The sequence below is a fragment of the Stutzerimonas kirkiae genome, from assembly GCF_004327335.1.
Classification (GTDB): Bacteria; Pseudomonadota; Gammaproteobacteria; order Pseudomonadales; family Pseudomonadaceae; genus Stutzerimonas; species Stutzerimonas kirkiae.
The window spans coordinates 116,808-143,249 of sequence record NZ_QJUO01000001.1 but is presented as its reverse complement, the minus strand read 5'-3'; the positions used below and the strand labels follow the sequence as shown (position 1 = coordinate 143,249).

Sequence of the window (26,442 nt, the reverse complement as noted above, 5' to 3'; positions counted from 1 at the left end):
CGATGACCCGACCCACCACCCGACCTTCCGGCAATCCGCTGCGGCGCGTCATGCGCCTGGGGCTGTTCGGGCTGGTTCTGGCATCTGCCCCGGCGCTGCTGGCGTTGCCTGCCGCCGCTCAGGCGCAGAGCCAGTTCGGCCGGCGTGACCCTGTCGTTCGCCGCCGGGCAGACCGCGGGCCTGGCCTCGCCGGGCCTGCGGGGGCGCTACAGTGTCGACGAAGGCCTGGCCCGCCTGCTCGTCGGCAGCGGCCTGTACGCGCAGCGGCAGGGCAATGGTGGCTATGTGCTGGTGTCGGTTGCCCCGGGCGATGCCCTGGAGCTGGGGGCAACCAGTATCACCGGCAATGCGCTGGGCGCGAGGACGGAGGGGGCCGGATCCTATACCAGCGGATCGAGCAACAGTGCGACGCGGCTGAACCTGTCCATCCGTGAGACGCCGCAGTCGATCAGCGTGGTGACCCGCCAGCGCATGGACGATGAACAACTGACCAGTATCGAAACCCTGCTTGACCGCACGCCTGGCATCTCGGTGCAGAACATCGGCACCAGCCGCTACGGCATCTCTTCACGCGGCTACAGCATCGACACCATCCAGCTCGATGGTGTCCTCACCGCTCTGGACCTTGTGTCGCAGAACATCCCTCAGACTCAGGCCGACCTGGTCATCTATGATCGTGTAGAGGTACTGCGGGGTGCAGCAGGCCTGCTCACTGGCGCTGGCGACCCTTCCGGTACCATTAACCTGGTGCGCAAGAAGCCCACGCAGGCATTCCAGGGCTATGTCGGTTTCAGCCTGGGGAGCAGGGATCGCTACCGCAGCGAAGTGGATGTTTCCGGACCGCTTGGTGCTGCGACGGGGCTGCGAGGTCGTTTCGTTGGCGCGCATGAGCAGGGCGGTACGCATATCGACCACTACGAGCAGCGCAAGAGTGTGCTCTATGGTGTGCTGGAGGCCGACCTGGCGGAGACGACCCTGCTGACGTTCGGGCTGGATTATCAGACGAGCGATCCTCGAGGCCAGTCGACGAGCGGGCTGCCGCTGTTCCACGATACCGGCGCACAGACCCGCTTCGACCCTTCAGACAATGCGGCAGCGCGCTGGAACCGTAACGAGATCGAGGCCTACAACGCTTTTGCGAGCCTGGAGCGGAAGCTGGCCCGAGACTGGTCGTTGAAGCTGTCGGCCAACCATCTGTACGGCACTCGGGAGTTTTCCGGCGCTCATGCCAGTTGGGGCTTTCCAGACCAGGTCACTGGCAGCGGCGTACGGCTCTATGGTGGACTTGGCGAAGCCACCCAGCGTCAGAATGGTTTCGATGTAAATACCCAGGGGCCGTTCGAGCTCTGGGGGCGCCGGCATGAGCTGGTGCTGGGCTTCAACTGGTCCGAGTTCGAGAATTTCCACGAGCCGATGCGCGGTGCCGGTATCGAGGGGCGTTACATCGATATATACCAGTGGGACAACAATACCGCCGGCCCGACCATCACCGGCGAGAAACTGATGGACTACGATGGCTGGCAGAAACAGCACGGTACCTACGCTGCGTTGCGCCTCAAGCCCAGGGACGACCTGGCGATCATTCTCGGTGTGCGGGCGAGCGGCTATCAGTACCGGCTGTCCCAGATCTATACCAGCCCGGTGTTGGCGGCGAACAACCGCATCACCGAGATGAAAGAGAGTGGGGTCGTCACGCCCTATGCCGGTGTCGTCTACGATATCGACGATGTCCACTCGATGTATTTCAGCTACACCAGCATCTTCAAGCCCCAGAGCCAGCGCGATCGCACGGGGGCGGTACTCGATCCCCGGGAAGGCGACAACTACGAAGCGGGCCTGAAAAGCGAATTTTTCGGTGGCCGCCTGAACAGCGCCGTCGCGTTGTACCAGATCAACCAGGACAACCTGGCCGAAGCCGACGCCGGGCAGACCGTACCTGGCACCTCCCCGGTGCAGGCGGCCTATCGTGCGGTGAACGGCGCGAAGACCCGCGGGGTGGATGTCGAGCTCAGTGGTGAGCTGCAGGCTGGCTGGCAGATCGGGGCAAGCTACAACTACAGCTCCACCGAGGATGCCGACGGCAAGCGTATCCGCCCGACTTTTCCACGACAGATGGTCAAGCTGTGGACCAGCTATCGACTGCCTGGTGGCTGGAACCGCCTGACACTGGGGGGCGGCGTCAATTGGCAGAGTGGTATCCACTACACCGCCACCACGTGGCAACTGCCGGGTATCGTGCTAAGGGGCGAGCAGAAGGCTTATGCCGTGGCCAACCTGATGGCGCGCTATGACATCAACGAGCAATTGTCCGCGACCTTCAACCTCAACAACCTGTTCGACAAGGAATACCTCCAGGGGCTGGATACCACCTTCCACACGGGTATCTACGCGCCGACCCGCAACATCATGGCGAATCTGAAATACAGCTTCTGAATCAGCCTGGCACGGATGGGCAAAGCCTGTCCGTGCCGTTGCGCTACGTCTGTCTCCATCCTGCTGACGGCATTCCTGATTGCGGCTAGTCTTGAGTGGCCATGTTCACTCAGGAGAAATGCGATGTCCGGAAAATTCCATCTGAAGAAAGCCCAGAACGGGCAGTTCCACTTCAATCTATTGGCCGGCAATGGGCAGGTGATCCTCACCAGCGAGCAGTACAAGGCGCACGCCTCCGCGCTCAACGGTATCGACTCGGTGCGGCGCAATGCCGTGCGCGAGGGCGCTTTCGAACTCAAGGAGTCGAGCAACGACAAGTACTATTTCGTCTTGAAAGCGACCAATGGCCAGGTCGTCGGGCAGAGCCAGCTATACACCAGCGCCGCCAGCCGCAATGCGGGGGTCGAGTCGGTGAAGAATAATGCGCCGGAGGCCAGCCTGCAGGACGATAGCGGTTTGTGATGCAGCGCTAGGGTCTGTTGACGTTTCGTCGCGAGCCGCGTTGTTGCGAGAAATTCCTCCCGGCCAGGCCGCGCCCGTTCCCGACGGGCTTGCGGCATTCACTCCATTCCTGGAGATTGCGCAGGACGCAGGCAATGCTCATTCCCTTGCCAAGTCCTGCAACGACAGCGGGAGGAATTTCTCTCACAACCCGGAGGGCCGGGCCAGTTTTTACACGAGGCTGCGTTACTCGATGACTCATTTAGCCCACTACAAAAACGCCAGGAGCGTTTTTGGGCGTAAGCCCCGAAGGGGTGAAGCGCATGGACGCGCTGAACAAACTTCGCATCTCGCGCCTTGCCTCGTGTAAAAACTGGCTCCGGCGCGGGCGCGACGAAACGTCAACAGACCCTGGGAGTTTGCCAAGCATCAACGTCGGCCTGTGCTCAGGCGTAGGGTGCACCATTATCCGCTGCGACACGTGATCGTTGACGCAACACGAGAGTCGCATTACGGATCGAGTGGCCGCTGCCCTGGCGTACCCTGCGTTGGTTGACGTGAGCCCGGTCCCCTCAGGGCGCCACCAGGATATCGCAGGGTGGCTGCTGCAGGACCTCGCGGGTCAGGCTGCCGAGCAGGGCGCTGCTCATCTGCGCCCGGCGGCTGGCACCCATGGCCAGCAGTTGTGGCTGTCGCTGCGCAACGGCTTCCTCCAGGCGTCTGCCCCGCTCGCCGGCAACCAGGCTGTGGTTCATCTGCACCGTGCGCACAGGCCAATGCTGGCGATTATCTTCGAGCAGTTGTTCGAACAGGCTGCGTTGCAGCGCCAGCTCATCATCGCTCGTCGCATGCAGTTCGGTCGTTTCATGGATATGCAGGGCATGCAGTTCCGCCCCGTCGGGCAGCAGTCGCCGGGCCATATGCAGCGCCCGGTCGGCGCTGCCGGAAAAATCCAGGGCTGCCAGCGCCCGTGTATAAGGCTGGGCATTGTTGCGTATCACCAATAGCAGGGGGGTATCGCTGCCGAGCAGGATGCGCTCCAGCGTGGTTCCGGCGAAGCCCCGGGGTGACTGGCGATGATGCTGCCCGAGTACCAGCAGTGCTGCCTCCAGCCCCCGGGCCTGGGTCAGCACTTCTTCCACGGCGCTGCCTTGCCTGATCCAGCAGGGCAAATCGCCCAGGGCATTTGCCTGCAAGCGCTTCTGCAGGGCGGCGCGGGCCTGCGTCTCATCCTGCGCCTGGGCCAGTACATGCACGAGACTCAGGTGTGCCGACATCTGGTGCGCCAATTGCGCGCCCCGGCGCAAGGCGATATCGGCTTCCTGACTCAGGTCATGGGCTACGAGGATATGCTGGACCATGATGGCCTCGTGGGGCTGTTGTCGAGCCAGGAGTATGCCCGCTGGCGGCTGTGCTTGTCCCCTGTACCGGGGGCCGACCGCATACGGGAGATTGGAAGGCTGGCTGTGGGGATTGCGCGGCGGCATTTTGCCATAACGCTTTATTTCGGCGTACCCATGCCGATATGCTGACGCTATTGGAGCAGGAGTGTTTGATGAGCAAGGTCAGTGTGCTGGTGGTGGACGATGCCCCTTTCATCCGTGATCTGGTGAAGAAGGGTTTGCGCAGCCAGTTCCCGGGTATTCGTCTCGAGGACGCGGTGGATGGGCGCAAGGCGCAGCAGTTGCTGACGCGCGAGCGATTCGACCTGATTCTCTGCGACTGGGAAATGCCGGAGATGTCCGGCCTGGAGTTGCTGACCTGGTGCCGCGCGCATGAGACGCTGAAGACCATACCCTTCATCATGGTGACCAGCCGTGGCGACAAGGAAAACGTGGTGCAGGCCATCCAGTCGGGCGTTTCCGACTTCATCGGCAAGCCGTTCACCAACGAGCAGTTGACCAACAAGGTGCGCAAGGCGTTGAGCCGTGCGGGCAAGCTCGAGGCACTGGTTGCCAGCGCGCCGACAAGGAGTGTCATTACCGGTACGGGCAATGATTCCCTGGCGGCATTGACCTCGGGCCGTTCGGACGTCAAGGTCGCCGCACCCGCACCCGCGGCGCCCTCGCTGGGCTTGCCGTCACCGGCCACCGCTGCCGCCAAGCCAGTTGTCAGTGCGGCGAAGCCTGGCGCGGCCTCCGGGCGAGGGCAGGGGCAACTGCGTCTCTCGATAGGCACCATGGCGTGCGTGATCAAGGGGCTGAGCCTGAAGGAGGCGGCGCTGGTGGTACGTCGCAGCGAATCGCTGCCACAGGTTCTGGAAAGCGCGGTACTCGATCTGGAGCAGGGCGAGGGCGGCGAGGTCGCCCGCCTCAATGGTTATCTGCACGCGGTGGCCGCGCTGGAGCCCAGGCCCGACAGCGACTGGCTGCAGTTGACGTTTCGTTTTGTCGATCGTGATCCACAGAAGCTCGACTACCTTTCGCGCCTGATTGCCCGCGGCACGGCACAGAAACACTTCACGCCCGGCGCGTGATGGTCCGCCGCCGCCGGGGGCCGGATTGAACGATCCGGGCCGGTGAGCGGGCTCAGTCTTGCTCCGTTTGCCCGGCCTCTTCCAGCAGTCCCAGCCATTCAGCCAGCACCTGTTGGGCTTCCTCCACGCCCTGGCGCTTGGGCGCGGAAAACGGCTGGATGCCGATGTCCGTACCCCATTGCCGGTGGATATCGCGACGGATGTTCAGCAGCGCGTTCTTGGCGGCACCGAAGGCCAGCTTGTCCGCCTTGGTCAGCAGGATGTGCAGGGGCATCTGACTGGCGCTGGCCCAGTCCAGCATCATGCGGTCGAACTCGGTCAGCGGGTGGCGTATGTCCATCATCAGGAAGACGCCGACCAGGCTTTCACGACTGCCCAGATAAGCTTCCAGGTGACGTTGCCAATGCTGCTTGAGCGGGATGGGCACCTTGGCGTAGCCGTAGCCCGGCAGGTCGACCAGGCGGCGCTGTTCATCCAGCACGAAGAAGTTGAGCAACTGGGTGCGCCCTGGTGTTTTAGAGGTGCGGGCCAGGTTGGCGTGGGTCAGGGTGTTCAGTGCGCTGGACTTGCCTGCGTTGGAACGGCCGGCAAAGGCGACCTCCATGCCCTCGTCCGGCGGGCACTGGTCGACCTTGGCTGCGCTGATCATGAATGAGGCCTGTTGGCACAGGCCGAGTATCGGATTTTTCGGGAGCATGGTCGTTCCGGTGAGTGTGCGGGGGTGCGGCAATGGTTCATTTCCGTTTCAGGGGCGCCAGTATATAATGCCGCAAATTTTGTGTGCGCTTTGGTCTGGAAAGCAGGCAGGACGGCGTTTTCGAGCGACCTGCGATGCTTCCCGGTGGTGTTGGCCGGAGATGGTACGCCCTATAACGAGTGCTGCTGCGGCCCTGTGCTGCCTGTGGCCGAAAAAGATTTCTAACAAACCCTTTAGCCGTAGTTGGATGAGCTGATGAACAAAGTACTCGTGAGTCTGCTGTTGACCCTTGGCATCACCGGTATGGCCCATGCGGCTGGAGATGCACAGGCCGGTCAAGGCAAGGTCGCCCTGTGTGTTGCCTGCCATGGCACCGATGGTAACAGCCCCCTGCCGAACTTCCCCAAGCTCGCTGGCCAGGGGGAGAAGTACCTGCTCAAACAGCTCAAGGATATCAAGGCCGGTAGCTCGCCGACAGCCGCCCCCGGCACCGGGCGCAAGATTCTGGAAATGACCGCCATGCTGGACTCGTATAACGATCAGGATCTGCTGGATATCGCTGCCTATTTCTCCAGCCAGAAAACGGCCGTCGGTTTTGCCGACCCGGCGCTGGTCGAGCATGGCGAGCGCCTCTTCCGCGGCGGCAAGCTGGAACTCGGCATGCCGGCCTGCACCGGTTGCCACGCCCCGAATGGCGCCGGTATCGAAGCGGCGGCCTACCCGCACCTGGGTGGCCAGCATGCCGCCTACACGGCCAAGCAACTGACCGACTTCCGCGAAGGCGACCGCACCAACGATGGCGATGCGCAGATCATGCGCAGCATCGCGGCCAAGCTGAGTAACAAGGATATCGAGGCACTGGCCAGTTATATCCAGGGGCTGCACTGATAGCTCGATTCGTGGTCATAAAAGGCGACCGGGAATTTCCCGGTCGCCTTTTTTTTGTGCGCCCAGCATGGGCGCACTCCTGTGGGTGCAAGTCCCACCGTAAGCTGATCACCGCGAACGAAGTGAAGCGCAACTGCGTGAAGGCGACCGAGCGTGGGGAGGAAGCGTAGAGCGTAATCTGCGAGCCGATGGACAAGAACCGGATAGAAGGCGCTGCCGAGCAGGGCGAGCGGGCATGCAACCGCCAAGCTCTGGTGATCAAGAGGAAGTGGCGTAAATCCGGCGGTTGTGCAGAGAAGGAGTGCGTTCTTACCTGGGGAGATCTCGCCTCGATCCTGAAAGGGTAACGGTGTCGAACCGGAGCGAGAAGTCAGCAGAGGCCGTAGTAGTTTTTTTTGACGAAGGGCCGAACGAGAGAGAGTGTCATAGGCCATCCCGATGCGACATGACCTGAAGTCAGATGCCCACCAGAAGGTGGGGCGGGTGACTGCAACGTCGTATCCGGCAACTGAGTCGCCGTTCGGGAGGTCGCAGTCTGCGGCAGGTGGTCGAGCGTCTGGGAAGCTACCTGCTGGGTTGGAAAGGCTACTACCGACTGGCGCAGACGCCGAGGGTCTGGCGGGCGCTGGACGAATGGCTGCGGCATCGGCTGCGGGCAATCCAGCTCAAGCAATGGAAGCGAGGCAAGACCCAATTCCGGGAATTGCGTGCACAGGGAGCAGGCGTAGCCGTGGCGCGCCGGGTGGCGGCCAACAGCGGATGCTGGTGGCGCAACAGCGGCAAGCAGCTCAACAGCGTGCTGAACCTGGCCTGGTTCGACCGCTTGGGACTGCCCCGGCTCTCATGATCTCAATCTCTCGAACCGCCCGGTGCGGACCCACATGCCGGGTGGTGTGGCAGGGGCGCAGTCCATGAGGACTGCCCCCTATGCCGATTGGCCGGTTGCCGTGGTGTGGATCGGGTCGCCGCGAGGGCTTGGTGGCCAGGTCCGCTCCTCCAGGGTTGGGCCAGGCCAGGACTCGGGCAATATAGAATCGGGCCATGGCCCTTTTATGCTCGACACAATTGAAATCTGGTAACCGCGTCTCAAAAAGAAGTAGTCAGGCGGGGTGTTTTCATTCAGCCTGTCAGCCAATCTAGAGCGCTTTGAAAAGCCAATGGAGTCATACATGCGAAAATTCATTCTCGGTGCCTTCCTGGCCAGTGCCGGCCTTTTCGGATTGTCCGCGCATGCGGCGGACTTTCAGGCCGGCAAGGAGTACGTCGAGCTGAGCAGTCCGGTCGCCGTCGCCGAGCCGGGCAAGATCGAAGTCGTCGAATTGTTCTGGTATGGCTGCCCGCATTGCTATCAGTTCGAGCCGGTGATCAATCCCTGGGTCGAGAAACTTCCCGAGGATGTCGACTTCAAGCGTATCCCGGCCATGTTCGGTGGCATATGGAATCTGCACGGGCAGATGTTCATCGCCCTGGAAACGCTGGGTGTCGAGCACTCCGTGCACAATGCGGTGTTTTCCGCTCTGCACAATGAAGGCAAGAAGCTGGCGACACCCGATGACATGGCCGACTTCCTGGCCGGGCATGGTGTCGACAAGGCAGCCTTCCTGAAGACCTATAACTCCTTTGGCGTGAAGAGCCGTGTCGAGCAGGCCAAGAAGCTGGGTATGGCCTACCAGATCACCGGCGTTCCGGTACTGGTGGTCAATGGCAAGTATCGTTTCGATCTGGGTTCGTCCGGTGGTGCCGAGCGTACGCTCGAGGTCGCCGACTTCCTGATCGAGAAAGAGCGCGCCAGCCGGTAAATAGCCATGTTGCGCCGCTGGAGTACCTCGCGTACGGGCAATATACGCTGCCCTCAGGTCATCCCCGAGTGTCTGGACGGGCATGGCCTGCCCTGTGACGGGCGCTTGCGCCTGTTGAGTTTTAATATTCAGGTCGGCATCAGCACCGAACGCTATCACCATTACCTCACCCGTAGCTGGCAGCACTTGCTGCCTCATGCCGGGCGCTCGGGCAACCTGCAGCGCATCGGCGAACTGCTGGGCGATTATGATCTGGTCGCCTTGCAGGAGGCCGATGGTGGCAGTTTGCGTTCAGGCTATGTGAACCAGGTCGAGCACCTGGCCCAGCTTGGTGCGTTCCCTTACTGGTATCAGCAACTCAACCGCAACCTTGGGCGTTTCGCGCAACACAGCAATGGTGTCCTCAGCCGTCTGGAGCCCCGCGTGCTGGAAGATCATCCCCTGCCGGGGCCAGCCGGCCGAGGCGCGATCCTGTTGCGTTTCGGCGAGGGCGAGAATGCGCTGGTGGTCGTGGTGATGCACCTGGCGCTCGGCGGGCGTACCAGAACCCGACAACTGGCCTATATTCGCGAACTGATCTCGGGTTACCGGCATCAGGTGCTGATGGGTGATATGAACACCCATGCGCGTGATCTGCTGGAGCACTCGCCGCTGCGTGACTTGGGGCTGTTGGCACCGCAGGTGAATGCGACTTTCCCCAGTTGGCGTCCGCAGCGTTGCCTCGATCACATCCTGCTCAGCCCGAGCCTGACGCTCGAGCGGGTCGATGTGCTGCCGCAACCGATTTCCGACCACCTCCCTGTCGCCGTCGAGATCCGTCTGCCGGACGCTCTGAATGGCGATGCATTTCCTGTTCGCATGGATGTAGCAGAATGAGTGAAGAGGCACAGCGCTGGAAGGGTAAATACCTGCGGCATGTCGAACAGCAGGAAGTTCTCGAGGCCCGTTGGGAGGCCCGCCTCGATCTGTTGCGGCGCAGTCTGGTGCGCAGCAGCCTGGCCGTCGAGGGCGCCGACCCGGCTGTCGAGCAGTGCATGCGCGAGATGCGCGAGCTGCTGCGTGACGGTGACCTGGATGAGGGGCTGAGCGCCCTTGTGCCTCGTCTCGAGAAGGCCGTGCTGGATTCCGAGCGGCACCGCCAGGCGCGTATCGCCTCGCTGATAGAGTCACTGGAGAAACTGGCCAACCAGTTGCTGGCGCAACCTCTGCCGGCAAACGTACGCAAGCCGCTCAAGCAGTTCGTCCGCCGCCTGGATCGCTATAGCGTGCAATCGCGGACCTTGCCGGCACTATTGACCGAACTGAGCCTGTTGCAAGGGCAGGCCCTGCAACAGGCGGACGAAGTGCCGCCGCGTGGTAATTTCATCCAGCGCCTGTTTGGCCTGGGCGGCTCCGAGCCTCCTCTGCTCGACCAGCCGCTGCCGACTGTCGAGGATGCCGGCGCAGAAGCGGTACGGCAGGACGGGCGAAAGTCCGAGCCCGATCTTCCTGAGGCGCCGGCCGACCCGCTGAGCGGGCCGGAGGAGGACGCACCGCCAACGCCTGCCCCCGCATTATCGTCCGATGCCGATGCCGATGCCGATGCCGATGCCGATGCCGAACCGGCGGCGGATGCTGGCGACTATCTGTTGCCGGTGATGCCGGACCAGGCCTATAGCGTCATTGCCGGGCATGTCGAGTCGACGCTGGTTGGGCTGCTCGATGAGTTGCCGTTGCCGGATTATCACCAGGCCCAGGCCCAGGTATTGCGTGAGCGCATCCAGAAGGGCTTGAACTGGTACGAACTGGCCCCGGTGCTGGATGACCTGGCGGTGCTGGCCATCGCGGTCAGTGACCAGGGCAAGCGCGAGTTCGAAAATTATCTGCAACTGCTCAATGAGCGTCTGCTCAGTATGCAGGACAGCCTGGGCGCGGCTCGCCAGGGGCATGAGCACAATCAGTCGGCGGCCCAGGCTCTCGACCAGGAGCTGCGTCAGCATGTCGGTGATCTGCATGACCACATGCGGCAGGCGGCAGACCTGCCCAGCCTCAAGGAGATAGTCGTCGCCCGCCTGGATGGCCTGCTGGAAACCGTCGACAGTTATCAGCTCCAGCGCCGAGAGAACGAGCGGCGGATGAGCGAGCGCCTGCAGATGCTGGTGGGGCGCATAGCCAACCTGGAAGAGGCTACCGAGGGGCTACGCGGGCACCTTGAGGAACAGCGTCTGAAAGCCCTGCGTGATTCCCTGACCGCCCTGCCCAACCGTGCCGCGTGGAGTGAGCGGCTGGAGCTGGAGGTCGGGCGCTGGCAGCGTTACGGCCGGCCACTGCAACTGGCCGTGCTGGATGTGGACTATTTCAAGCGGGTCAATGACAACTACGGTCATCTGGCGGGTGACCGGGTGTTGAAGATTATCGCCAGTGAGTTGCAAAAGCGCCTGCGCAAGACCGATTTCATCGCTCGCTTCGGTGGCGAGGAGTTCGCGCTTCTGCTTCCCGAGACCACGACCGGGGATGCTGCGAACCTGCTGGATACCTTGCGCAAGGGAATAAGCGCCTGCCCGTTCCACTTCAAGGGGGAGCGTGTACAGATAACGCTGTCCGCCGGGTTCAGCGATTTCCAGGAAGGAGATACGCCGGACAAGGTCTTCGAACGGGCCGACGGGGCGTTGTACCGGGCCAAGGAGATAGGGCGTGACCGCGTCGAACAGGGGTAGATGGTGTCTGGAGGATTCGTGAAAGGGCTGCTTGTCGTCTTGTGTGTCGCGCTGTTGTCGGGGTGTGCCTCGAGCCTGAAGGTCGATCGGCAGCATGTGGCGCTCGGCCAGGACAGCCGTGTGCAGTACATCGTCGTGCACTATACGTCCGCCGATCTGTCGCGGTCGCTGGATATCCTGACGCGCGAGCAGGTGAGCAGCCATTACCTGATTGGCGAGTCGCCCGCGACCATCTATCAACTGGTCGATGAAGACCGTCGCGCCTGGCATGCCGGTGACAGCCAGTGGCAGGGCCGGACCTGGCTCAACTCCAGCAGCATAGGTATCGAGCTGGTCAACCAGGGTTACCTGGAGGATGAATACGGGCAGCGCCGTTGGCTACCCTACAAGGATGAGCAGATCGAGGCGCTGATCGTCCTGCTCAAGGACATCATGCTACGGCATGGCCTCAAGCCGGGGGCGGTGATCGGGCACAGTGACATCGCGCCGCAACGCAAGGTCGATCCGGGACCGTTGTTTCCCTGGAAACGCCTGGCCGATGCCGGCTTGTTGCCCTGGCCGGACGATACCGAGGTGCAGGCACTGCGCGCAGGGTATGCGGGCGAGCTGCCGAGCGTTGCCTGGTTCCAGGAGGCGTTGTCCGCTGTGGGCTATGCAGTACCCCTGCATGGCCTGCTGGATGAGCAGACGCGCAATGTGATCGCCGCGTTCCAGATGAAGTACCGTCAGTCACTGTACGACGGCGAGCCGGATGCGCAGACCGCCGCGCTGCTGGCTGTGGTGAGTGGGCTGCGATCCTAGCAGCCTGTTTTCAGGGGACGCCTTGCGGTATTCAGAGTGCTCGGAAGCGGCGTCCCCATAGGTTGCGCCAGTTACAGTACCTCGCTTGCCGGAGTGGTCTCGCGCCGCCTGGCTTGCTGGTGCGTATGGCGAACCCTGGCACCCCCGCTTCCAGCTTATGGCTTGCCGCCTGCGACTGCTCGGTAGAGAACCAGTGTTTTGCGGGTGGCTGTCCGGCAAGTCACGCGGGCAACGAAACGTAGAACAGGGTGCCGTGTCCCGTACGGGAGTGGACGCCGATCCTGCCTCCATGCAACTGTGCGATTTCCTTGCATAGTGCCAGGCCCAGGCCCGCACCGCCTTTGCGCCGGCCTATTTGCACGAAGGGCTCGAAGATGCGTGCCTGCTGGCTGTAGGGTATGCCTTCGCCACTGTCCTCGACACTGATGGTGACCTGCTGCCCATGGTGGCGCGCCATGAGTTTCACCTCTCCGCCGTGTGCGGTATGGCGTATGGCATTGCTGAGCAGGTTGTCCAGCAGGCGATCCATCTGCTGCAGGTCGATCATCGGTTCTGGCAGCGTTTCCGTCAGGTCGAGCCTGAGGTCTATGCCTCCCGCCTGTGCCGCTGGCAGGAAGCGCTGGCGGGCTTCCTCCAGCAGTTGTCCGATATTGCCCGGCCGCAGGTCGAGTTTCTGCTGGCCGCTCTGGTAGCGGGAGAAGTTCAGCAAGTCATTTATGAGGCTGACCAGGCGTTGCATTTCTTCGTGAACGGTGTCGAACAGATCCGACTCCCTGCTGCCTGGCGGGTGCTGAGTGCGTTCGCGCAACAGGCTGAAGGCCATCTGCATTCCAGTCACCGGTGTGCGCAACTCGTGTGATGCGCGCAGCACGAACTCGTTGCGTACCCGTTCGAAATCGCGTTGGTCGGTCACATCGCGCAGCACCATCACGGCACCGCTGATATGGCCATCGTTATGGCTTACAGGAATCATGCGCCAGGCCAGCAGGCGGCGCTCTCCGTCCGCCTCTATGACCAGGTCGTCCTGGGGAGCGATCAGCGGTTTGTCTTCGAGTACCCGTTGGGCCGCGGCATCCAGTTGCGCATGGCCGAGCGCCAGCCCCAGGCGCGAGCCGAGGTAGCCGGAGCCCAGGGCAAGCTGACGCTGCGCGACAGGGTTGGCGTGCTCCAGGTTTCCCTGGCGGTCGATGATCAACAGGCCATCGTCGATGCTGTCGAGCAATGCCTGCAGGCGCTGCTGGCCGTTGAGCAATGCCTGTACGTTGGTCTGTTTGAAACGGTCCATGGCCGCGGCCATGAGCCCGAAGCGGCGGATCAGCAACGTCAGTTCGGCGATCGGCGAACTGGGAAGGCGCAGGTCGAAATTGCCCTGGCCGATCTGATCGGCGGCGCTGGCCAGGCGTTCTATCGGTTCGCCGAAGTGGCGGGCGAAGCTGTGGGCGGTGATGAAGCCGACCAGCAGGACGGCGATGCCGGTCAGGCCCAGCAGGCCGGCGAGCAGCAGGGCGCGCTCATGGCCGCTTTTCTGTATGTTGCGGATCTGTGCATGGGCGTTGTCCTGCATATCCACCATCAACTGGCGCAGGTGCAGGAAGGTTTGTCCCAGCAGGCCGCTTTCAGGTAGCCCCCAGGCCGGTCCATGGAAGGCTTCCAGGCTGTCGTTGAACTCTTCGTAGGTATCGCTGATGCGCTGGTAGGCCTGCCGTTCATCAGGTGAGCGGCTGCGAACCATTGCCTCTGCCAGGATATTCCGGAACTCGCCCCTGGCCTCGCCCAGGAGTTCGTTGTCCATCGAGTCGTCCAGCAGGATGACGATATGGCTGGAAAGCGACTGCCGCAGTTTCTGGTTGACTTCAATGACACTGAAGTCATCGCCAGCCAGGTATTCCTGGCTCTTGGCCATTTGCATGACACTGAACAACGCCAGCAACAGGCCGCACAGCGCCACCGTCATCAGCGCCGAGAACCCCAGGAACAGTCGCGTCCTAAGTTTCATCTGGTATTTCATAGACCGTACTGCTTGCGTTTGCGGTACAGCGTCGAGGCGTCGATGCCCAGCGTCTTCGCTGCCTGGTCGAGGGTGTCGCTGTTACTCAGAACGCCGGCTATATGGGCTTTCTCCAACTGCTCCAGGCTGAGCTGCTCGCCGATGCGCGGAGCATTGCTGGCCACCTGCTCGCCCAGCCCCAGGTGGCTGATCTCTATCATCGGTTGTGGGCATATGATGCTGGCGCGTTCTATCACATTGCGCAGTTCACGCACGTTGCCGGGCCAGCGGTAGACGCGCAAGGCCGCACTGGCCGCTTCGCTGAAACCGCGGGCTGGGCGGCCATAGCTCCTGACGAACTGGGCGAGGAAGCGTTCGGCCAGGGCTCCGATGTCCTCGGGGCGTTCGCGCATGGGCGGCAGGGTCAGGGTTATGACGTTGAGACGGTACAGCAGGTCTTCGCGAAAGCGGCCTTCGCGAACCATTTCATCCAGGTTGAGGTTGGTCGCGGCGAGGATTCGTACATCGGCGCGCCGGGTCACCGGATCGCCGATACGTTCGTATTCCTTGTCCTGGATGAAACGTAGCAGCTTGGGTTGCAAGGGCAGGGGGAAGTCGCCTATTTCATCGAGGAACAGGGTTCCGCCATCGGCCTGGTTGACACGGCCCAGGGTACTTTCCGAGGCGCCGGTGAAGGCTCCCCGGTTGTGTCCGAACAGCTCGCTCTCCATCAGCTCGGCCGAGAGCGAGGGGCAGTTGATGGTGACGAAGGCCTTCCTGGCGCGTCTGCTCCAGGTGTGGATGGCGCGCGCCAGCTCGCCCTTGCCGGTACCGGACTCGCCCAGGATGAGGATGTTGGCATCGGTATCGGCCACCTGCCGTGCGGTTTCCAGTACGTTCATCATGGCCGGGCTGTGGGAGCCCAGGCTGTCGCTGGGCTTCTGCATCTCGCCTTCGAGGGCCTCGAGGCGTGCCGCCATCTGGCGCATCTCCAGTTGCTTGGCGGCGGCCATGCGCAGTTGTTCCGGGCTGCAGGGCTTGACCAGGTAGTCCGCTGCGCCGGCCTGCATGGCGTCGACCGCCGTGTCGATGGCCGAATGCGCGGTCACGATCACCACCCGCATCCAGGGCGCGGTCAGGCGCATCTGTTGCAGTACATCGAGCCCGTTGTCCTCGCCCAGGCGCAGGTCGAGAAAGCACAGGTCGAACACCTGGCGTTGCAGGATCGCCTCGGCCTGGGCGGCGCTGGAGGCGGTGACGACGTTGTAGCCCCGGTCTTCCAGACAGTAGCGGAAGGTACGCAGGATGGCTGTCTCGTCATCCACAAGCAGGATGCGTCCACTGATTTCCGGGGTCTGCTGCATGGTGGCTCCTGTCAGGCAAGGCGAAGCGATGTCTCGATTCAGTAGGGGGCATTCTGGCGGTTTCCCGGCCTCATGTCTGTGAAGTCGGTCACTAATGAGGTGGTTTCTTCGGGGGATGCCTCAGGCCAGCCGTAGTCAGGCTGGCGCATCCCGATGGGGTGCTGCCATTAGTCTATGAAAACTCATGCAAGTTGCACGGTAATAAGCCAGGGAAACTGTTGGGTGATGCTTCCCTCTCGCTGAATCTGTTCAGCAACCTTTTGATTATCATAGTTTTTATACTTTTCGATGGGAGCGTGCAATGGTCGGTTCCGGCGTTATCCTCAATGATCGTGCAAAAAACACGAACTCATCTGGCCGTTCATGCAAATTGAATTGCAGAGAGGGCAAGGTTTTTTTGTATCTGTTTGATTTTGATGGTTTTTATTTTTTAATCCGGCTGGCATGCAGGCTGCAATGAAACCTTCGTGTACAGAAGGATCATCACCAGCCCGAGGAGTGCCCGAGTATGAAACGAGATAGTCGAGTGTCGATCGTGAACAGCGGGTTCCTGGGCGCAACCCTGCTTTTATTGCTGGCCACCAGCTCGGGCCTTTCACATGAACCCTTGCTGCATGTCCCGGTGGAACGAATTCAGGCCGATGGCGCCCAATCAGTACAGGAGCCACAGGCCAGGCGGGTGCCAGTGGATTTTCAGCCGAGCCATAGCGAACAGCGTTGGGTCTTCTGATCAATCACGGTTGGGCGGTCAGGGAGGTCCGCCAGGTATTCCGCATATAGATGAACCTAACGATTATCAAAGAGGGATGACATCATGTTGAGCTGGGCCGTTACTTTCCTGATCATTGCCATCATCGCCGCGGTACTGGGGTTTGGTGGTATCGCTGGCACTGCTGCGGGCATCGCGAAGATTCTGTTCGTGGTCTTCCTCGTGCTGTTCGTCGTATCACTGATCTTCGGCAGAGGGCGCGGTCCTCGCGTGTGAGTGTGTGGCACGCCGCCCATCTGGGCGGCTGCCTGGATCGTCTTCCCCTTGGTCACCGGTCGCTTTGCGCCTAGAATCCACAGCCCTTTGCTCTGTAGCTGCGAGCCCGGCATGTTCGACCATACCCAGCGCTTCATTTTCGATGACACCGATGTCCGTGGCGAGATAGCCACCCTGGAGGAGAGCTACCAGCATGTGCTGGCCAAGCATCCCTATCCGGAGCCTGTGGCACAATTGCTTGGCGAACTGATGGCCGCCGCCGCCCTTCTGATCGGGACGCTCAAGTTCGATGGCCTGCTGATACTCCAGGCGCGCTCCAGCGGCGCGGTGCCGTTGCTGATGGTCGAATGCTCCAGTCTGAGGGAGATCCGCGCCATTGCCCGTTATGACGCCGAGCGGATCGCCGCCGATGCCGACCTGGCGAGGTTGATGCCGGATGGCGTACTGGCCATGACCATCGACCCGCTCAAGGGGCAGCGCTACCAGGGGATCGTTCCGCTGGATGGTGTCGATCTCGGGGCGTGCCTGTCTTCCTATTTCGCCAACTCCGAACAACTGCCGACACGTGTCTGGTTGAGGGCCGATGGCCGCCGAGCCGCGGGGCTGTTGTTGCAGCAACTGCCTCCCGACCGCATCCACGATGCGGAGGAGCGCTCCGCCAGTTGGCAGCATGTGACGACCCTGGCCGATACCCTGAGTGCCGAGGAAATGCTCGGCCTGGATGCCGAGACGCGGTTGCACCGCCTGTACCACGAGGAGCAGGTACGGCTGTTCGAGCCGCATCCGATCGAGTTCCGTTGCAGTTGTTCGCGGGAGCGTTCGGCCAATGCGCTGATCAGTCTCGGGCGGGAGGACGCCGAACAACTGTTGCTGGAGCAGGGCGGCAGCCTGAGTGTCGATTGCCAGTTCTGCAACCAGAGCCAGGTGTTCGACGCCGCCGATATTGCCCAACTGTTCTCCGGTGGCGGCAGCCAGGCGCCCTCGGATACCCGCCACTGAAGCACGCATATCGCCTCCCGCCCGAGCCAGGGCTGGTCGCTGAGGATTTTCGCGGGCGCTATGAAACCTCAACAGCGCCCGAGATTTCTGGCATAATCCCGCGCCTGCTTTTTCGATGTAGCGCGCAAACGGGTCCGCTACAACTCAGCTATGGAGGAATCGGCCTGGGGCCGACGGGGAACCACACTCATGACACAAGCCACTCACGCCGTGTATACCGATGTCAGCGCCGCTCAACTGGTCGAAGAGGCCATCAAGCGCGGTGAGGGCGAACTGGCCGCCAACGGCGCGCTTGTCGTGAGGACCGGCCATCGAACGGGACGTTCTCCCGCCGACCGCTTCATCGTCGAAGAGCCCGGCACCCAGGCCGATATCGCCTGGGGCCCGATCAACCGTCCGTTCCCGGCGGAGCGTTTCGATGCCCTGTGGCAGCGTGTCGAGGCATTCAACAATGCCCAGGACCATTTCGTTTCCCACGTCCATGTCGGCTCCTCCGAAGCGCACTACCTGCCCGTTCGCATGACCACCGGCACGGCCTGGCAGAACCTGTTCGGCCAGGCGCTGTTCATCAATCCGGCCCACTACAACCCGGCGGGCAAGGACGAGTGGCAGGTGCTCAACGTCGCCAACTTCGAGTGCGTGCCCGAACGCGACGGTACCAACTCCGATGGCTGCGTGATCATCAACTTCGCACAGAAGAAAGTGCTGATCGCCGGCATGCGCTATGCGGGCGAGATGAAGAAAGCCATGTTCTCCGTGCAGAACTTCCTGCTGCCGGAAGCCGACGTGCTGCCGATGCACTGCGCCGCCAATATCGGCGAAGAAGGCGATGTGACGCTGTTCTTCGGGTTGTCCGGTACCGGCAAGACCACCCTGTCCGCCGACGAGTCGCGCTTCCTGATCGGTGACGACGAGCACGGCTGGGGCACCGGTGTGGTGTTCAACATCGAAGGCGGCTGCTATGCCAAGTGCATCGACCTGTCCGAGAAGAACGAGCCGGTGATCTGGAAGGCCATCAAGTTCGGCAGCGTGCTGGAGAACGTCGTGCTGGACGACAAGCACGTTCCCGACTACGCCGACGACAGCCTGACCCAGAACAGCCGCGCCGCCTACCCGCTGGAGCATGTCGAGAAGCGCTCCGAGAAGAACCTCGGTGGCGAGCCGAACGCGGTGATCTTCCTCACCTGCGACCTGACCGGCGTGCTGCCTCCGGTTTCCATTCTCAACAACGAACAGGCCGCCTACCACTTCCTGTCCGGTTACACCGCGCTGGTCGGCTCCACCGAGATGGGTTCGGGCAGCGGTATCAAGTCGACCTTCTCCACCTGCTTCGGTGCGCCGTTCTTCCCGCGTCCGGCCGGTGTCTACGCCGAACTGCTGATCAAGCGCATCCAGGCGTTCGGCTCCAAGGTCTACCTGGTCAACACCGGCTGGACCGGCGGTGGCTACGGTGTCGGCAAGCGCTTCAACATCCCGACCACCCGTGCGGTGATCGCTGCCATCCAGAGCGGCGCGCTGGTCGGTGCCGAGACCGAGCACTTGCCGATCATCAACCTGGACGTGCCGAAGGCCGTTCCGGGCGTCGAGACCGCGCTGCTCAACCCGCGCAATACCTGGGCCGCCGCGAGCGCTTATGACGAGGCCGCCAGGGGCCTGGCCGAGCTATTCATCGATAACTTCAGGAAGTTCGATGTCTCCGAGGCCATCAAGGCTGCCGGCCCGCAGCTCTGAGTTGCCACCGCGCCTTGAAAAGCCGCCTTCGGGCGGCTTTTTCATGGGCGCTCGCTGGCCAGCATGCGCCGAGTACCTGCAGCCGGCCGCCGGGAGCGGGCCGGATCTGCCATCGAGCGATCGGGCGCCTGTGCAGTGGCAAGGAACGAATCAGGCTACCTGCCATCACAGATGAGTAGAACCCCTGGTGCCTGTGTGGTCGGTCCATACAGGCACCAGGATCCGGTTTGAACATTCCGATGCCAGGGATTGCCAATATGTTTGATCGTCGACTGAAGCTTGAAATTGCCGCCCTACAGCATGAAATCGCCGAACTTCGCCAGATGAAGGCCGCCTTGGAAAGCGAGTTGATCACTTTTTCCCTGGATGCCCGGGGATGTGTGGCGTCGGCCAACGAGAAGTTCCTGCAAGCCATGCGCTATGGCCGTGACGGCCTGCTCGGTCGCCCCCTGGACGATGTGATTCCCGAGTATGTGCGGCAGCTCGACTGCTACCGCACGCTGAAGGCGGCCATCGCCAGCGGCAGGCATATCAGCGATCACTACCGTTTCCGGCGCGGGGACGGCAGCGAGGTCTGGCTGCGGGCCGTCTGGCAACCGTTGAAGGACAGTGACGGCCAGGTGTCGCACACGATCTGTTTTGCCAGCGATGTGACCGAGTCCGTCGAGCTCGCCAAGGAGAACGAGGGGTTGATCAAGGCTTTGCTGCGTTCCACCGCGGTCATCGAGTTCAACCTCAAGGGGGAGGTGCTGACCGCCAACGATCGTTTTCTGCAGGCGATGGGCTACCAGTTGGAGGAGATCAAGGGGCGCCACCATAGCCTGTTCTGCGAGCCGGAAGAGGTCGCTTCGCCCGGCTACCAGGCATTCTGGGAGCGCCTGAACAAGGGCGAATACGTCGCGGACCGCTTCAAGCGCGTGGCCCGCAACGGTGAGCCGGTCTGGCTGGAGGCATCCTACAACCCGGTGCTCAATACCCGTGACGAGCTCTACAAGGTGGTGAAGTTCGCCATCGTGGTGACCGACCAGGTCCGGCGCGAGGAGGAAGTCAGCGAGGCTGCGGAGATCGCCTACAGCACCTCCCAGCAGACGGACGAGAGTTCCCGGCGTGGCGCCCAGGTGACGCAGGACACGGTCAGCCTCATGCACCGCATCGCCGAACAGGTACAGGATGCCTCCATCGGTATCGAGGACCTGGGCAAGCAGTCGCTGCTGATCAGTTCCATCGTGCAGACCATCGGTGGGATCGCGCAGCAGACCAACCTGCTGGCGCTGAATGCCGCCATCGAGGCGGCCAGGGCCGGCGAGCAGGGCCGTGGCTTCGCCGTAGTCGCCGATGAGGTGCGGCAACTGGCCGGGCGCACCAGTTCCGCCACCGACGAGATCATCGAGGTGGTGCAACGCAACCAGCAACTGGCCCAGGCCGCAGTCGACAGCATGGCGCAGAGCAAGTCCCAGGTGGAACTTGGCCTGCAACTGGCCAACCAGGCCGGTGCGGTGATCCTGGAAATCCAGGATGGCGCCCAGCATGTGGTGGGCGCGGTCAGCCGCTTCGCCAACCGCCTGCAGGGCTGAGCCTCGTCAGAGGCTGGTTTCGGCCTCGCCCGAGGTGTTCTCGATCTGCAGGCGCTGCGGGCTGGAGAGGTTGATGCCGGCGGCGCGCAGGTCCTTGAGGATTTCGAACAGCAGGATGCTCTTGGTCGAGCTGACGCTGCGCGGGCTGCTGACGTAGCCGGTGGTGCTGAGTACGATGCCGGTCGGCGCGAGCTGGCTGAAGCTCACCGATGGCGCCGGGGTTTCGAGAATGCTCTCCTGGCGCCGGAAGGCGTCCAGCAGCAGGTCGCGCACCTGTTCCGGATCGATGTCCAGCGGGAAGGTCAGGGTGATGCCGACTACGCCCTGGGCGCCGCTCATGGTGACGTTGCGCACGTTCTGCGAGATCAGTTGCGAGTTGGGCACGATCACCGTGGAGCGGTCGCTCAACTGGATTTCCGTGGCGCGTACGTTGATCCGGCGGATATCGCCCTCGACCCCGGCGATGCTGACCAGGTCGCCGACCTTGACCGGGCGCTCGGTCAGCAGGATCAGGCCGGAGATGAAGTTCTTGACGATTTCCTGCAGGCCGAAACCGATACCCACCGACAACGCGCTGACGATCCAGGCCAGCTTGCTCCACTGCACCCCCAGCGCCGCCAGGGTGACCAGGATCAGCAGCACATAGCCGAGATTGCTCGCCAGGGTCACCACCGAACTGCGGATACCGGTATCCAGCGAGGTCTTGGGCAGGAAGTCGCGTTCCAGCCAGCGTTTGGCGGTGCGCAGCACATAGATGCCCAGCAGCAGGCACAGCAGGGCGTTGAAGATGCGCGCGGGGACTATTTCCAGTTGCCCCCAGCCATCGCCGCCGAGCAGTTCGACGAAGCGCTGCAGCAGCGACAGCGGGGTGGTATCGCCGAAGGCGCCATTCAGCAGTGCGACGATCGCCAGCAGCACCAGCGTACAACGGCACAGTGCGCTCAGCAGGCTGGCGGCCTGGGCCAGGTGGCGATCGTCCAGGTTCAGGCTCTGCTTGAGCAGGTATCCGCAACGGTTGTCCGGCGCGAAGACAGCCTCGATGGCATCCACGCACAGGCGGCTGAGCAGGTACAGGCAGGCCAGCACGATGGCCGCCCAGATCAGTTCATAGGCGAGGAAGTGGGCCAGTTGCACATAGCCTGCGAGCAGGGCCAGCAGGACCGCCACGGCCACCAGGCCGGCGCCCATGTGCAGCAGTCCGGCCAGGGTCGAGCGTGCTTCCGGGGCGGTGCCGGCAGCGCTCAACTGCCGGCGCACGTGGTTGGTGCGCAGGAACATGAGCACCACCACGGTGGCGATCGACAGGGCGGAAAGCCCATTTAGCAGGATGCTGTAGCGGATGCCTGCGCCTACCGTCGGGTGCGCCCGCTCCAGTATGCCGAACAGCAGCACGATACCGGCCAGCAGCAGCGGGAAGGGCTTGAGTGCCAGGGCGACGGCATCGTCCATGGCGGGCAGGCGCCAGGATGGACGGTCGTTGGCCAGCAGGGCGCGGCCGATACCGGCGATCAGCGCGCTGAACAGTGTCATCTCGGTCAGGTTGTCGGCCAGGATGGCGATTTCCGAACCGGCGTCGGCATGCCGGAACAGGGACTGGCACAGTAGCGTGACGGCGATGAAGGCCACCAGGAAGGTGTCCAGCGAACTGGCGAAGGTCAGGGCGCTGCGCCGCAGGCGCCCGAGTGGCAGCCAGTGGATGCAGCACCAGGTCAGGAAACGGTCGAGCAGGCCGCGCCCATACCAGCCGACCAGCAGTGCCAGCGCCAGATACAGGGCCGATACCAGCCCGGCGGACCAGGCCTGGGCGAGCACGCCGCGCAGTTGCTGGAAGAAGTCGCCGATCAGGCGGGCATCTTCGCTGGACGGCGAGAACAGCGGTGACCAGAAGGCCACCCCGAGCAGACTGCCGCTGTTCATCGCCAGTTGGGTCTTCAGCAGGCCACGGCGCAGTTCGACGATCTGCGCCACCAGGGCGCTGGCGCCATTCTGTATCGCCAGGACCTGTTCATCACGCGCCTGCAGTGCCGCCAACTGGCGTTCGAGCTGGTCACGCTGGCTGCTGACCTGTTCGGTTTCCTGGATGGCATCCGGCTCGGGCCTGGGGCCGAGTACGTCGAGCTGGGTCTGTAGCGGCGCCTGCTCGGCCTGCAACTGGTCGAGCAGTTCGCGGGCGTTTCGCCCCAGCTCCAGGGCCTGTGCCTTGAGTTCGCCCAGGCGGGTATCGTCGTTGTCGGCGGAGACGGCCTGTTTGATCTGGTCCAGCCGCTCCTGCAGGCCCAGCGCCTGGGTGGCCACTTCCTGTGGGGCGAGTTGCCGGGCGCTGTCTTGCTCGGCCCAGGCGCCAAGGGGCAGAACGAGCAGGCAAAGCGGCAGATAGAGCTGCCAGAGCGGCAGGCGTAACAGGCGGAATGCACGACGCTTCATCGGTGGAGGCCTTCGGGGCGGTGGTTCATGGGTGATTGTGGCCGAGTGACATGGGCCGCTCAAGTTGCCACGGGAGAAAAGACCCGTCTGCCGTGCGCCGGTTCGTTCAGGAAAGGTTCAGGGCGGGTTCAGTCGTCGTTCAGGGCCTGCCAGGCAGTATGGCGGCGTGCATATTTCGTCCGCCTGCAAAGGAGTTTCACCCATGAACAAACTGCATACCCTGGCCTTGGCCACCACCCTCGGGATTTTCAGCCTGACTGCCAGCGCCGCGGAGAATTTCGCCGGCGCCACCTGGGGCAAGACCTCGGTCAATATCGACCGCTCTTCCAGCCTCAAGCAGAGCGCGGCCAACCCGGATTTCGACAATGTCATCCACAAGAGCGGTACCTGGGGTATCCGTGCCGGTCAGAACACCGAGCAGGGCCGTTACTACGCAACCTATGAAAACGTCTCGGACAATTACGCCAATACCTACAAGCTGCGCCAGCAGAACCTGATCGGCAGCTACGATGCCTTCCTGCCGCTGACCGACAGCACTCGCCTGTTCGGTGGTGGCAGCCTGGGGCTGACCAAGCTCGAGCAAGAGTCCAAGGGTTACAGCCGCGACAGCGATATCGGCTACCTGGTCGGGTTGCAGGCCGGTATCCTGCAGGACGTTGGCGACAATGCCTCGGTAGAGGCGGGCTACCGTTATCTGCGCAGCAATGCCGGCACCGAAGTCAGCCCGCATGGCGAACGCAAGATCGGTTCGATCGACGTGCACAGCAGCAAGCAGTTGTACCTGGGCGTCAACTATCGCTTCTGATGGTCCTGGGATGCGCAGCGTGTCACGCGCTAACCGAGAAGGGCGCTGGAGGCTGGACGAAGTGTGGCGCTGCCCTTTTCGTCCAGCCTTCGGCGCTCTTTACGGTTTATGGCCGTTATGATCCGTAAGCCTCCAACATGTTGAAAGGCATGGGCCTTACAGGAGTACCCGATGAAAATGCTGGTTGTGGAAGACGAGGCGCTGTTGCGTCATCACCTGCAGACCCGCCTCGGCGAGAGCGGGCATGTGGTCGACGCCGTGGCCAACGCCGAGGAGGCGCTGTACCGCAGCCAGGAATATCACCATGACCTGGCGGTGATCGACCTGGGGTTGCCGGGCATCAGCGGGCTGGACCTGATCCGCCAGTTGCGCAGCCAGGGCCGCGACTTTCCCATCCTGATCCTGACCGCGCGGGGCAACTGGCAGGACAAGGTCGAAGGACTGGCCTGCGGTGCCGACGACTATGTGGTCAAGCCTTTCCAGTTCGAGGAGCTGGAGGCGCGCCTGAATGCCCTGCTGCGCCGCTCCTGTGGCTTCACCCAGGCCAGCATCGAAGCCGGGACGCTACGTCTGGACCTCAACCGCAAGCAGGCCACGGGCAATGGCCAGCCATTGCCGTTGACCGCCTACGAGTACCGCATCCTCGAATACCTGATGCGCCACCAGCAGCAGGTGGTGGCCAAGGAACGCCTGATGGAGCAACTCTACCCCGATGATGGCGAGCGTGACCCGAACGTCGTCGAAGTGCTGGTGGGGCGCCTGCGGCGCAAGCTGGAGTCCCAGTGCGGGATGAAGCCCATCGAGACCGTACGCGGCCTGGGTTACCTGTTCACCGAGGTGTGCCGGTGAGGCCGGGGCCGCGCCCGTTCGGCAATCTGTCGCTGCGCCTGCGCCTGATGCTGGGCGCGGCAACCCTGGCGATCCTGTTCATGCTGGCGCTGTTGCCGGTGATGCAGACCGCCTTCAGCCGTACCTTCGAGCACATCATCGAGCAGCGCCTGGCCGCCGATGCCAATACCCTTATCAGTGTCGCGCACCTGGCGGATGGCCAGTTGCAGATGCCCGAGCGCCTGCCGGATGAGGAGTTCAACCTGCCGGATGCCAAGCTGCTGGGCTATATCCACGACCATGAGGGGCGCCTGCTGTGGCAGTCGCGTTCCTCGGAAGACGAAAGCATCGACTACCGGCCGCGCTACGAGGGGGGCGTGACCGAGTTCCTGAAGATACGCGATGCCGAGGGGCTGGAATATTTCGTCTACGATGTCGAGCTGCATCTGCCCGGCGATTCACAGCGAGCCTACAGCTTTATCACCATGCAGCCGAGCAGCGAGTACCAGAGCCTGTTCGCCGAATTCCGGCGCCAGCTCTACCTGTGGCTCGGCGGTGGCCTGCTGGTGTTGTGGATACTGCTGTGGCTGGGGCTGACCTGGGGCTTCCGTTCGTTGAAGCGCCTCAGCCGCGAGCTGGATCAGATCGAGTCGGGGCGCCTGCAGAGCCTGAGCGACCGGCACCCACAGGAACTGTTGCGGTTGACCCGTTCGTTGAACCGCTTGCTGGAAAGCGAGCAGCGCCAGCGCCAGCATTATCGCAACTCCCTGGGCGACCTGGCGCACAGCCTGAAAACCCCGCTGGCGGTGCTGCAGGGGTTGGGTGAGGTGATGCGCGGGCAGCCGCACAACCGCGAGCAGGCGCAGGTCATGCGCGCGCAGATCGAGCGTATGAGCCAGCAGATCGACTACCAGTTGCAGCGGGCCAGCCTCGGCAAGAGTGGCCTGGTGCGGCATCGGGTGGAGCTGCGGCCATTGCTGGAGAGCCTGTGCAGTACGCTGAACAAGGTCTACCAGGACAAACGGGTACAGGTCCGCCTCGACCTACCGCCGGGCTGCCGGATGCCGATGGAGCGGGGCGCGCTGATGGAGCTGCTGGGCAACCTGCTGGAAAACGCCTATCGCCTGTGCCTGCATGAGGTCCGAGTCAGCGTGCAGGCCGGCGACGAGTGGCTGGTCTGTGTCGAGGACGATGGGCCGGGTGTGCCGCCCGACCAGCGCAGTCGTATCATCCAGCGCGGTGAGCGCCTGGATGCCCGGCATCCGGGGCAGGGTATCGGCCTGGCGGTGGTCAAGGACATCCTCGACAGCTATGGCGGCGAACTCAGCCTGGACGACTCCGCGCTGGGCGGCGCGGCCTTTCACGTGCGCTTGCGCGACGATTGAGCGGCAACCAGGTGCGCAGGATGGGCGAGTGCACCTAGGTGTCCCGGCAGAACACGCAGCGATACCCATCACCGGTGCCTGCCGGTGGGGCTCGTCGCGATGCTTCTCAACCCATGCGGGTTGCGCCGG

Annotated in this window: 21 protein-coding genes and 2 pseudogenes; 18 read left to right on the top strand and 5 right to left on the bottom strand. The window is 62.8% G+C overall.

What is annotated here, in order from left to right:
• Positions 1–144: 144 nt before the first annotated feature.
• Together DNJ95_RS00585 and DNJ95_RS00580 are read left to right on the top strand one after the other, a co-directional pair.
• The gene (locus DNJ95_RS00585; protein WP_242671866.1) at positions 145–2,433 is read left to right on the top strand and encodes a TonB-dependent siderophore receptor; all 2,289 of its coding nucleotides are present in this window, start codon (positions 145–147) and stop codon (positions 2,431–2,433) included.
• A gap of 123 nt (positions 2,434–2,556) precedes the next feature.
• Positions 2,557–2,895 (top strand): YegP family protein, encoded by a 339-nt coding sequence (locus DNJ95_RS00580; protein ID WP_131182781.1) that lies wholly within the window; start codon positions 2,557–2,559, stop codon positions 2,893–2,895.
• Between the two features lie 551 nt (positions 2,896–3,446).
• On the opposite strand, the gene DNJ95_RS00575 is transcribed toward DNJ95_RS00580, so the two are convergent.
• Positions 3,447–4,235, bottom strand: coding sequence for a universal stress protein (locus DNJ95_RS00575; protein ID WP_131182780.1), 789 nt, complete (start codon positions 4,233–4,235; stop codon positions 3,447–3,449).
• Positions 4,236–4,429: 194 nt separating this feature from the next.
• On the opposite strand from DNJ95_RS00575, the gene DNJ95_RS00570 reads away from it, so the two are divergent.
• The gene (locus DNJ95_RS00570) at positions 4,430–5,350 is read left to right on the top strand and encodes a response regulator (RefSeq protein ID WP_131182779.1); all 921 of its coding nucleotides are present in this window, start codon (positions 4,430–4,432) and stop codon (positions 5,348–5,350) included.
• A 52-nt stretch (positions 5,351–5,402) separates the two neighbouring features.
• On the opposite strand, the gene yihA is transcribed toward DNJ95_RS00570, so the two are convergent.
• On the bottom strand, positions 5,403–6,047 hold the full coding sequence (yihA, locus tag DNJ95_RS00565; RefSeq protein ID WP_131182778.1) for a ribosome biogenesis GTP-binding protein YihA/YsxC: 645 nt from the start codon (positions 6,045–6,047) through the stop codon (positions 5,403–5,405).
• A gap of 255 nt (positions 6,048–6,302) precedes the next feature.
• Here yihA and DNJ95_RS00560 point away from each other — a divergent pair, with 255 nt between their 5' ends.
• From DNJ95_RS00560 to DNJ95_RS00530, 6 genes and pseudogenes are all read left to right on the top strand, one after another.
• Entirely contained in the window at positions 6,303–6,935 is a 633-nt protein-coding gene (locus DNJ95_RS00560; protein ID WP_131182777.1) for a c-type cytochrome, read from the top strand.
• Positions 6,936–7,425: 490 nt separating this feature from the next.
• Positions 7,426–7,782 (top strand): annotated as a pseudogene (locus DNJ95_RS00550) (group II intron maturase-specific domain-containing protein); the annotation flags it as partial.
• A 322-nt stretch (positions 7,783–8,104) separates the two neighbouring features.
• Positions 8,105–8,734 (top strand): thiol:disulfide interchange protein DsbA/DsbL, encoded by a 630-nt coding sequence (locus DNJ95_RS00545; protein ID WP_131182776.1) that lies wholly within the window; start codon positions 8,105–8,107, stop codon positions 8,732–8,734.
• Positions 8,735–8,740: 6 nt separating this feature from the next.
• The gene (locus tag DNJ95_RS00540; protein WP_131182775.1) at positions 8,741–9,610 is read left to right on the top strand and encodes an endonuclease/exonuclease/phosphatase family protein; all 870 of its coding nucleotides are present in this window, start codon (positions 8,741–8,743) and stop codon (positions 9,608–9,610) included.
• Positions 9,607–11,430 (top strand): GGDEF domain-containing protein, encoded by a 1,824-nt coding sequence (locus tag DNJ95_RS00535; RefSeq protein ID WP_131182774.1) that lies wholly within the window; start codon positions 9,607–9,609, stop codon positions 11,428–11,430. The genes DNJ95_RS00540 and DNJ95_RS00535 overlap by 4 nt, the downstream gene beginning before the upstream one ends.
• Before the next feature lie 18 nt (positions 11,431–11,448).
• Positions 11,449–12,231 carry an N-acetylmuramoyl-L-alanine amidase gene (locus DNJ95_RS00530; protein ID WP_242671867.1) on the top strand — a complete coding sequence of 261 codons (783 nt, stop codon included), beginning with the start codon at positions 11,449–11,451 and terminating at the stop codon, positions 12,229–12,231.
• 220 nt (positions 12,232–12,451) lie between these two features.
• On the opposite strand, the gene DNJ95_RS00525 is transcribed toward DNJ95_RS00530, so the two are convergent.
• Together DNJ95_RS00525 and algB are read right to left on the bottom strand one after the other, a co-directional pair.
• Positions 12,452–14,239, bottom strand: a complete 1,788-nt coding sequence (locus DNJ95_RS00525; protein ID WP_131182772.1) for an ATP-binding protein — start codon at positions 14,237–14,239, stop codon at positions 12,452–12,454.
• Complete coding sequence (gene algB / locus DNJ95_RS00520) at positions 14,236–15,582, bottom strand: sigma-54-dependent response regulator transcription factor AlgB (protein ID WP_131182771.1); 1,347 nt, start codon at positions 15,580–15,582, stop codon at positions 14,236–14,238. Before algB ends, DNJ95_RS00525 begins: the two co-directional genes overlap by 4 nt.
• 508 nt (positions 15,583–16,090) lie before the next feature.
• Here algB and DNJ95_RS00515 point away from each other — a divergent pair.
• The 6 genes and pseudogenes from DNJ95_RS00515 to DNJ95_RS19760 all read left to right on the top strand — a co-directional run bounded on the left by DNJ95_RS00515 (position 16,091) and on the right by DNJ95_RS19760 (position 20,871).
• Positions 16,091–16,312, top strand: a complete 222-nt coding sequence (locus tag DNJ95_RS00515; protein WP_131182770.1) for a hypothetical protein — start codon at positions 16,091–16,093, stop codon at positions 16,310–16,312.
• A gap of 84 nt (positions 16,313–16,396) precedes the next feature.
• On the top strand, positions 16,397–16,567 hold the full coding sequence (locus DNJ95_RS00510; RefSeq protein WP_131182769.1) for a DUF1328 domain-containing protein: 171 nt from the start codon (positions 16,397–16,399) through the stop codon (positions 16,565–16,567).
• A 111-nt stretch (positions 16,568–16,678) separates the two neighbouring features.
• A complete protein-coding gene (gene hslO / locus DNJ95_RS00505; protein WP_131182768.1) occupies positions 16,679–17,566 on the top strand; it encodes an Hsp33 family molecular chaperone HslO in 888 nt (295 codons plus the stop codon).
• Positions 17,567–17,755: 189 nt separating this feature from the next.
• A complete protein-coding gene (locus DNJ95_RS00500; RefSeq protein WP_131182767.1) occupies positions 17,756–19,297 on the top strand; it encodes a phosphoenolpyruvate carboxykinase in 1,542 nt (513 codons plus the stop codon).
• A gap of 239 nt (positions 19,298–19,536) precedes the next feature.
• A pseudogene (locus DNJ95_RS19765) lies at positions 19,537–20,331 on the top strand (PAS domain-containing protein); the annotation flags it as partial.
• A complete protein-coding gene (locus DNJ95_RS19760; protein WP_420856753.1) occupies positions 20,311–20,871 on the top strand; it encodes a methyl-accepting chemotaxis protein in 561 nt (186 codons plus the stop codon). The pseudogene DNJ95_RS19765 and the gene DNJ95_RS19760, both read left to right, overlap by 21 nt.
• 6 nt (positions 20,872–20,877) lie before the next feature.
• Here the strand turns inward: DNJ95_RS19760 and DNJ95_RS00490 are convergent, their stop codons facing one another.
• The gene (locus DNJ95_RS00490; protein ID WP_131182765.1) at positions 20,878–23,295 is read right to left on the bottom strand and encodes a DUF3772 domain-containing protein; all 2,418 of its coding nucleotides are present in this window, start codon (positions 23,293–23,295) and stop codon (positions 20,878–20,880) included.
• Between the two features lie 202 nt (positions 23,296–23,497).
• Here DNJ95_RS00490 and DNJ95_RS00485 point away from each other — a divergent pair, with 202 nt between their 5' ends.
• From DNJ95_RS00485 to DNJ95_RS00475, 3 genes are all read left to right on the top strand, one after another.
• Positions 23,498–24,100: an outer membrane protein gene (locus tag DNJ95_RS00485; protein ID WP_131182764.1), complete on the top strand. Its 603-nt coding sequence runs from the start codon at positions 23,498–23,500 to the stop codon at positions 24,098–24,100.
• Positions 24,101–24,271: 171 nt separating this feature from the next.
• A complete protein-coding gene (locus DNJ95_RS00480; RefSeq protein WP_131182763.1) occupies positions 24,272–24,949 on the top strand; it encodes a response regulator in 678 nt (225 codons plus the stop codon).
• Between the two features lie 47 nt (positions 24,950–24,996).
• On the top strand, positions 24,997–26,313 hold the full coding sequence (locus DNJ95_RS00475) for an ATP-binding protein (RefSeq protein WP_220445713.1): 1,317 nt from the start codon (positions 24,997–24,999) through the stop codon (positions 26,311–26,313).
• Positions 26,314–26,442 lie beyond the last annotated feature (129 nt).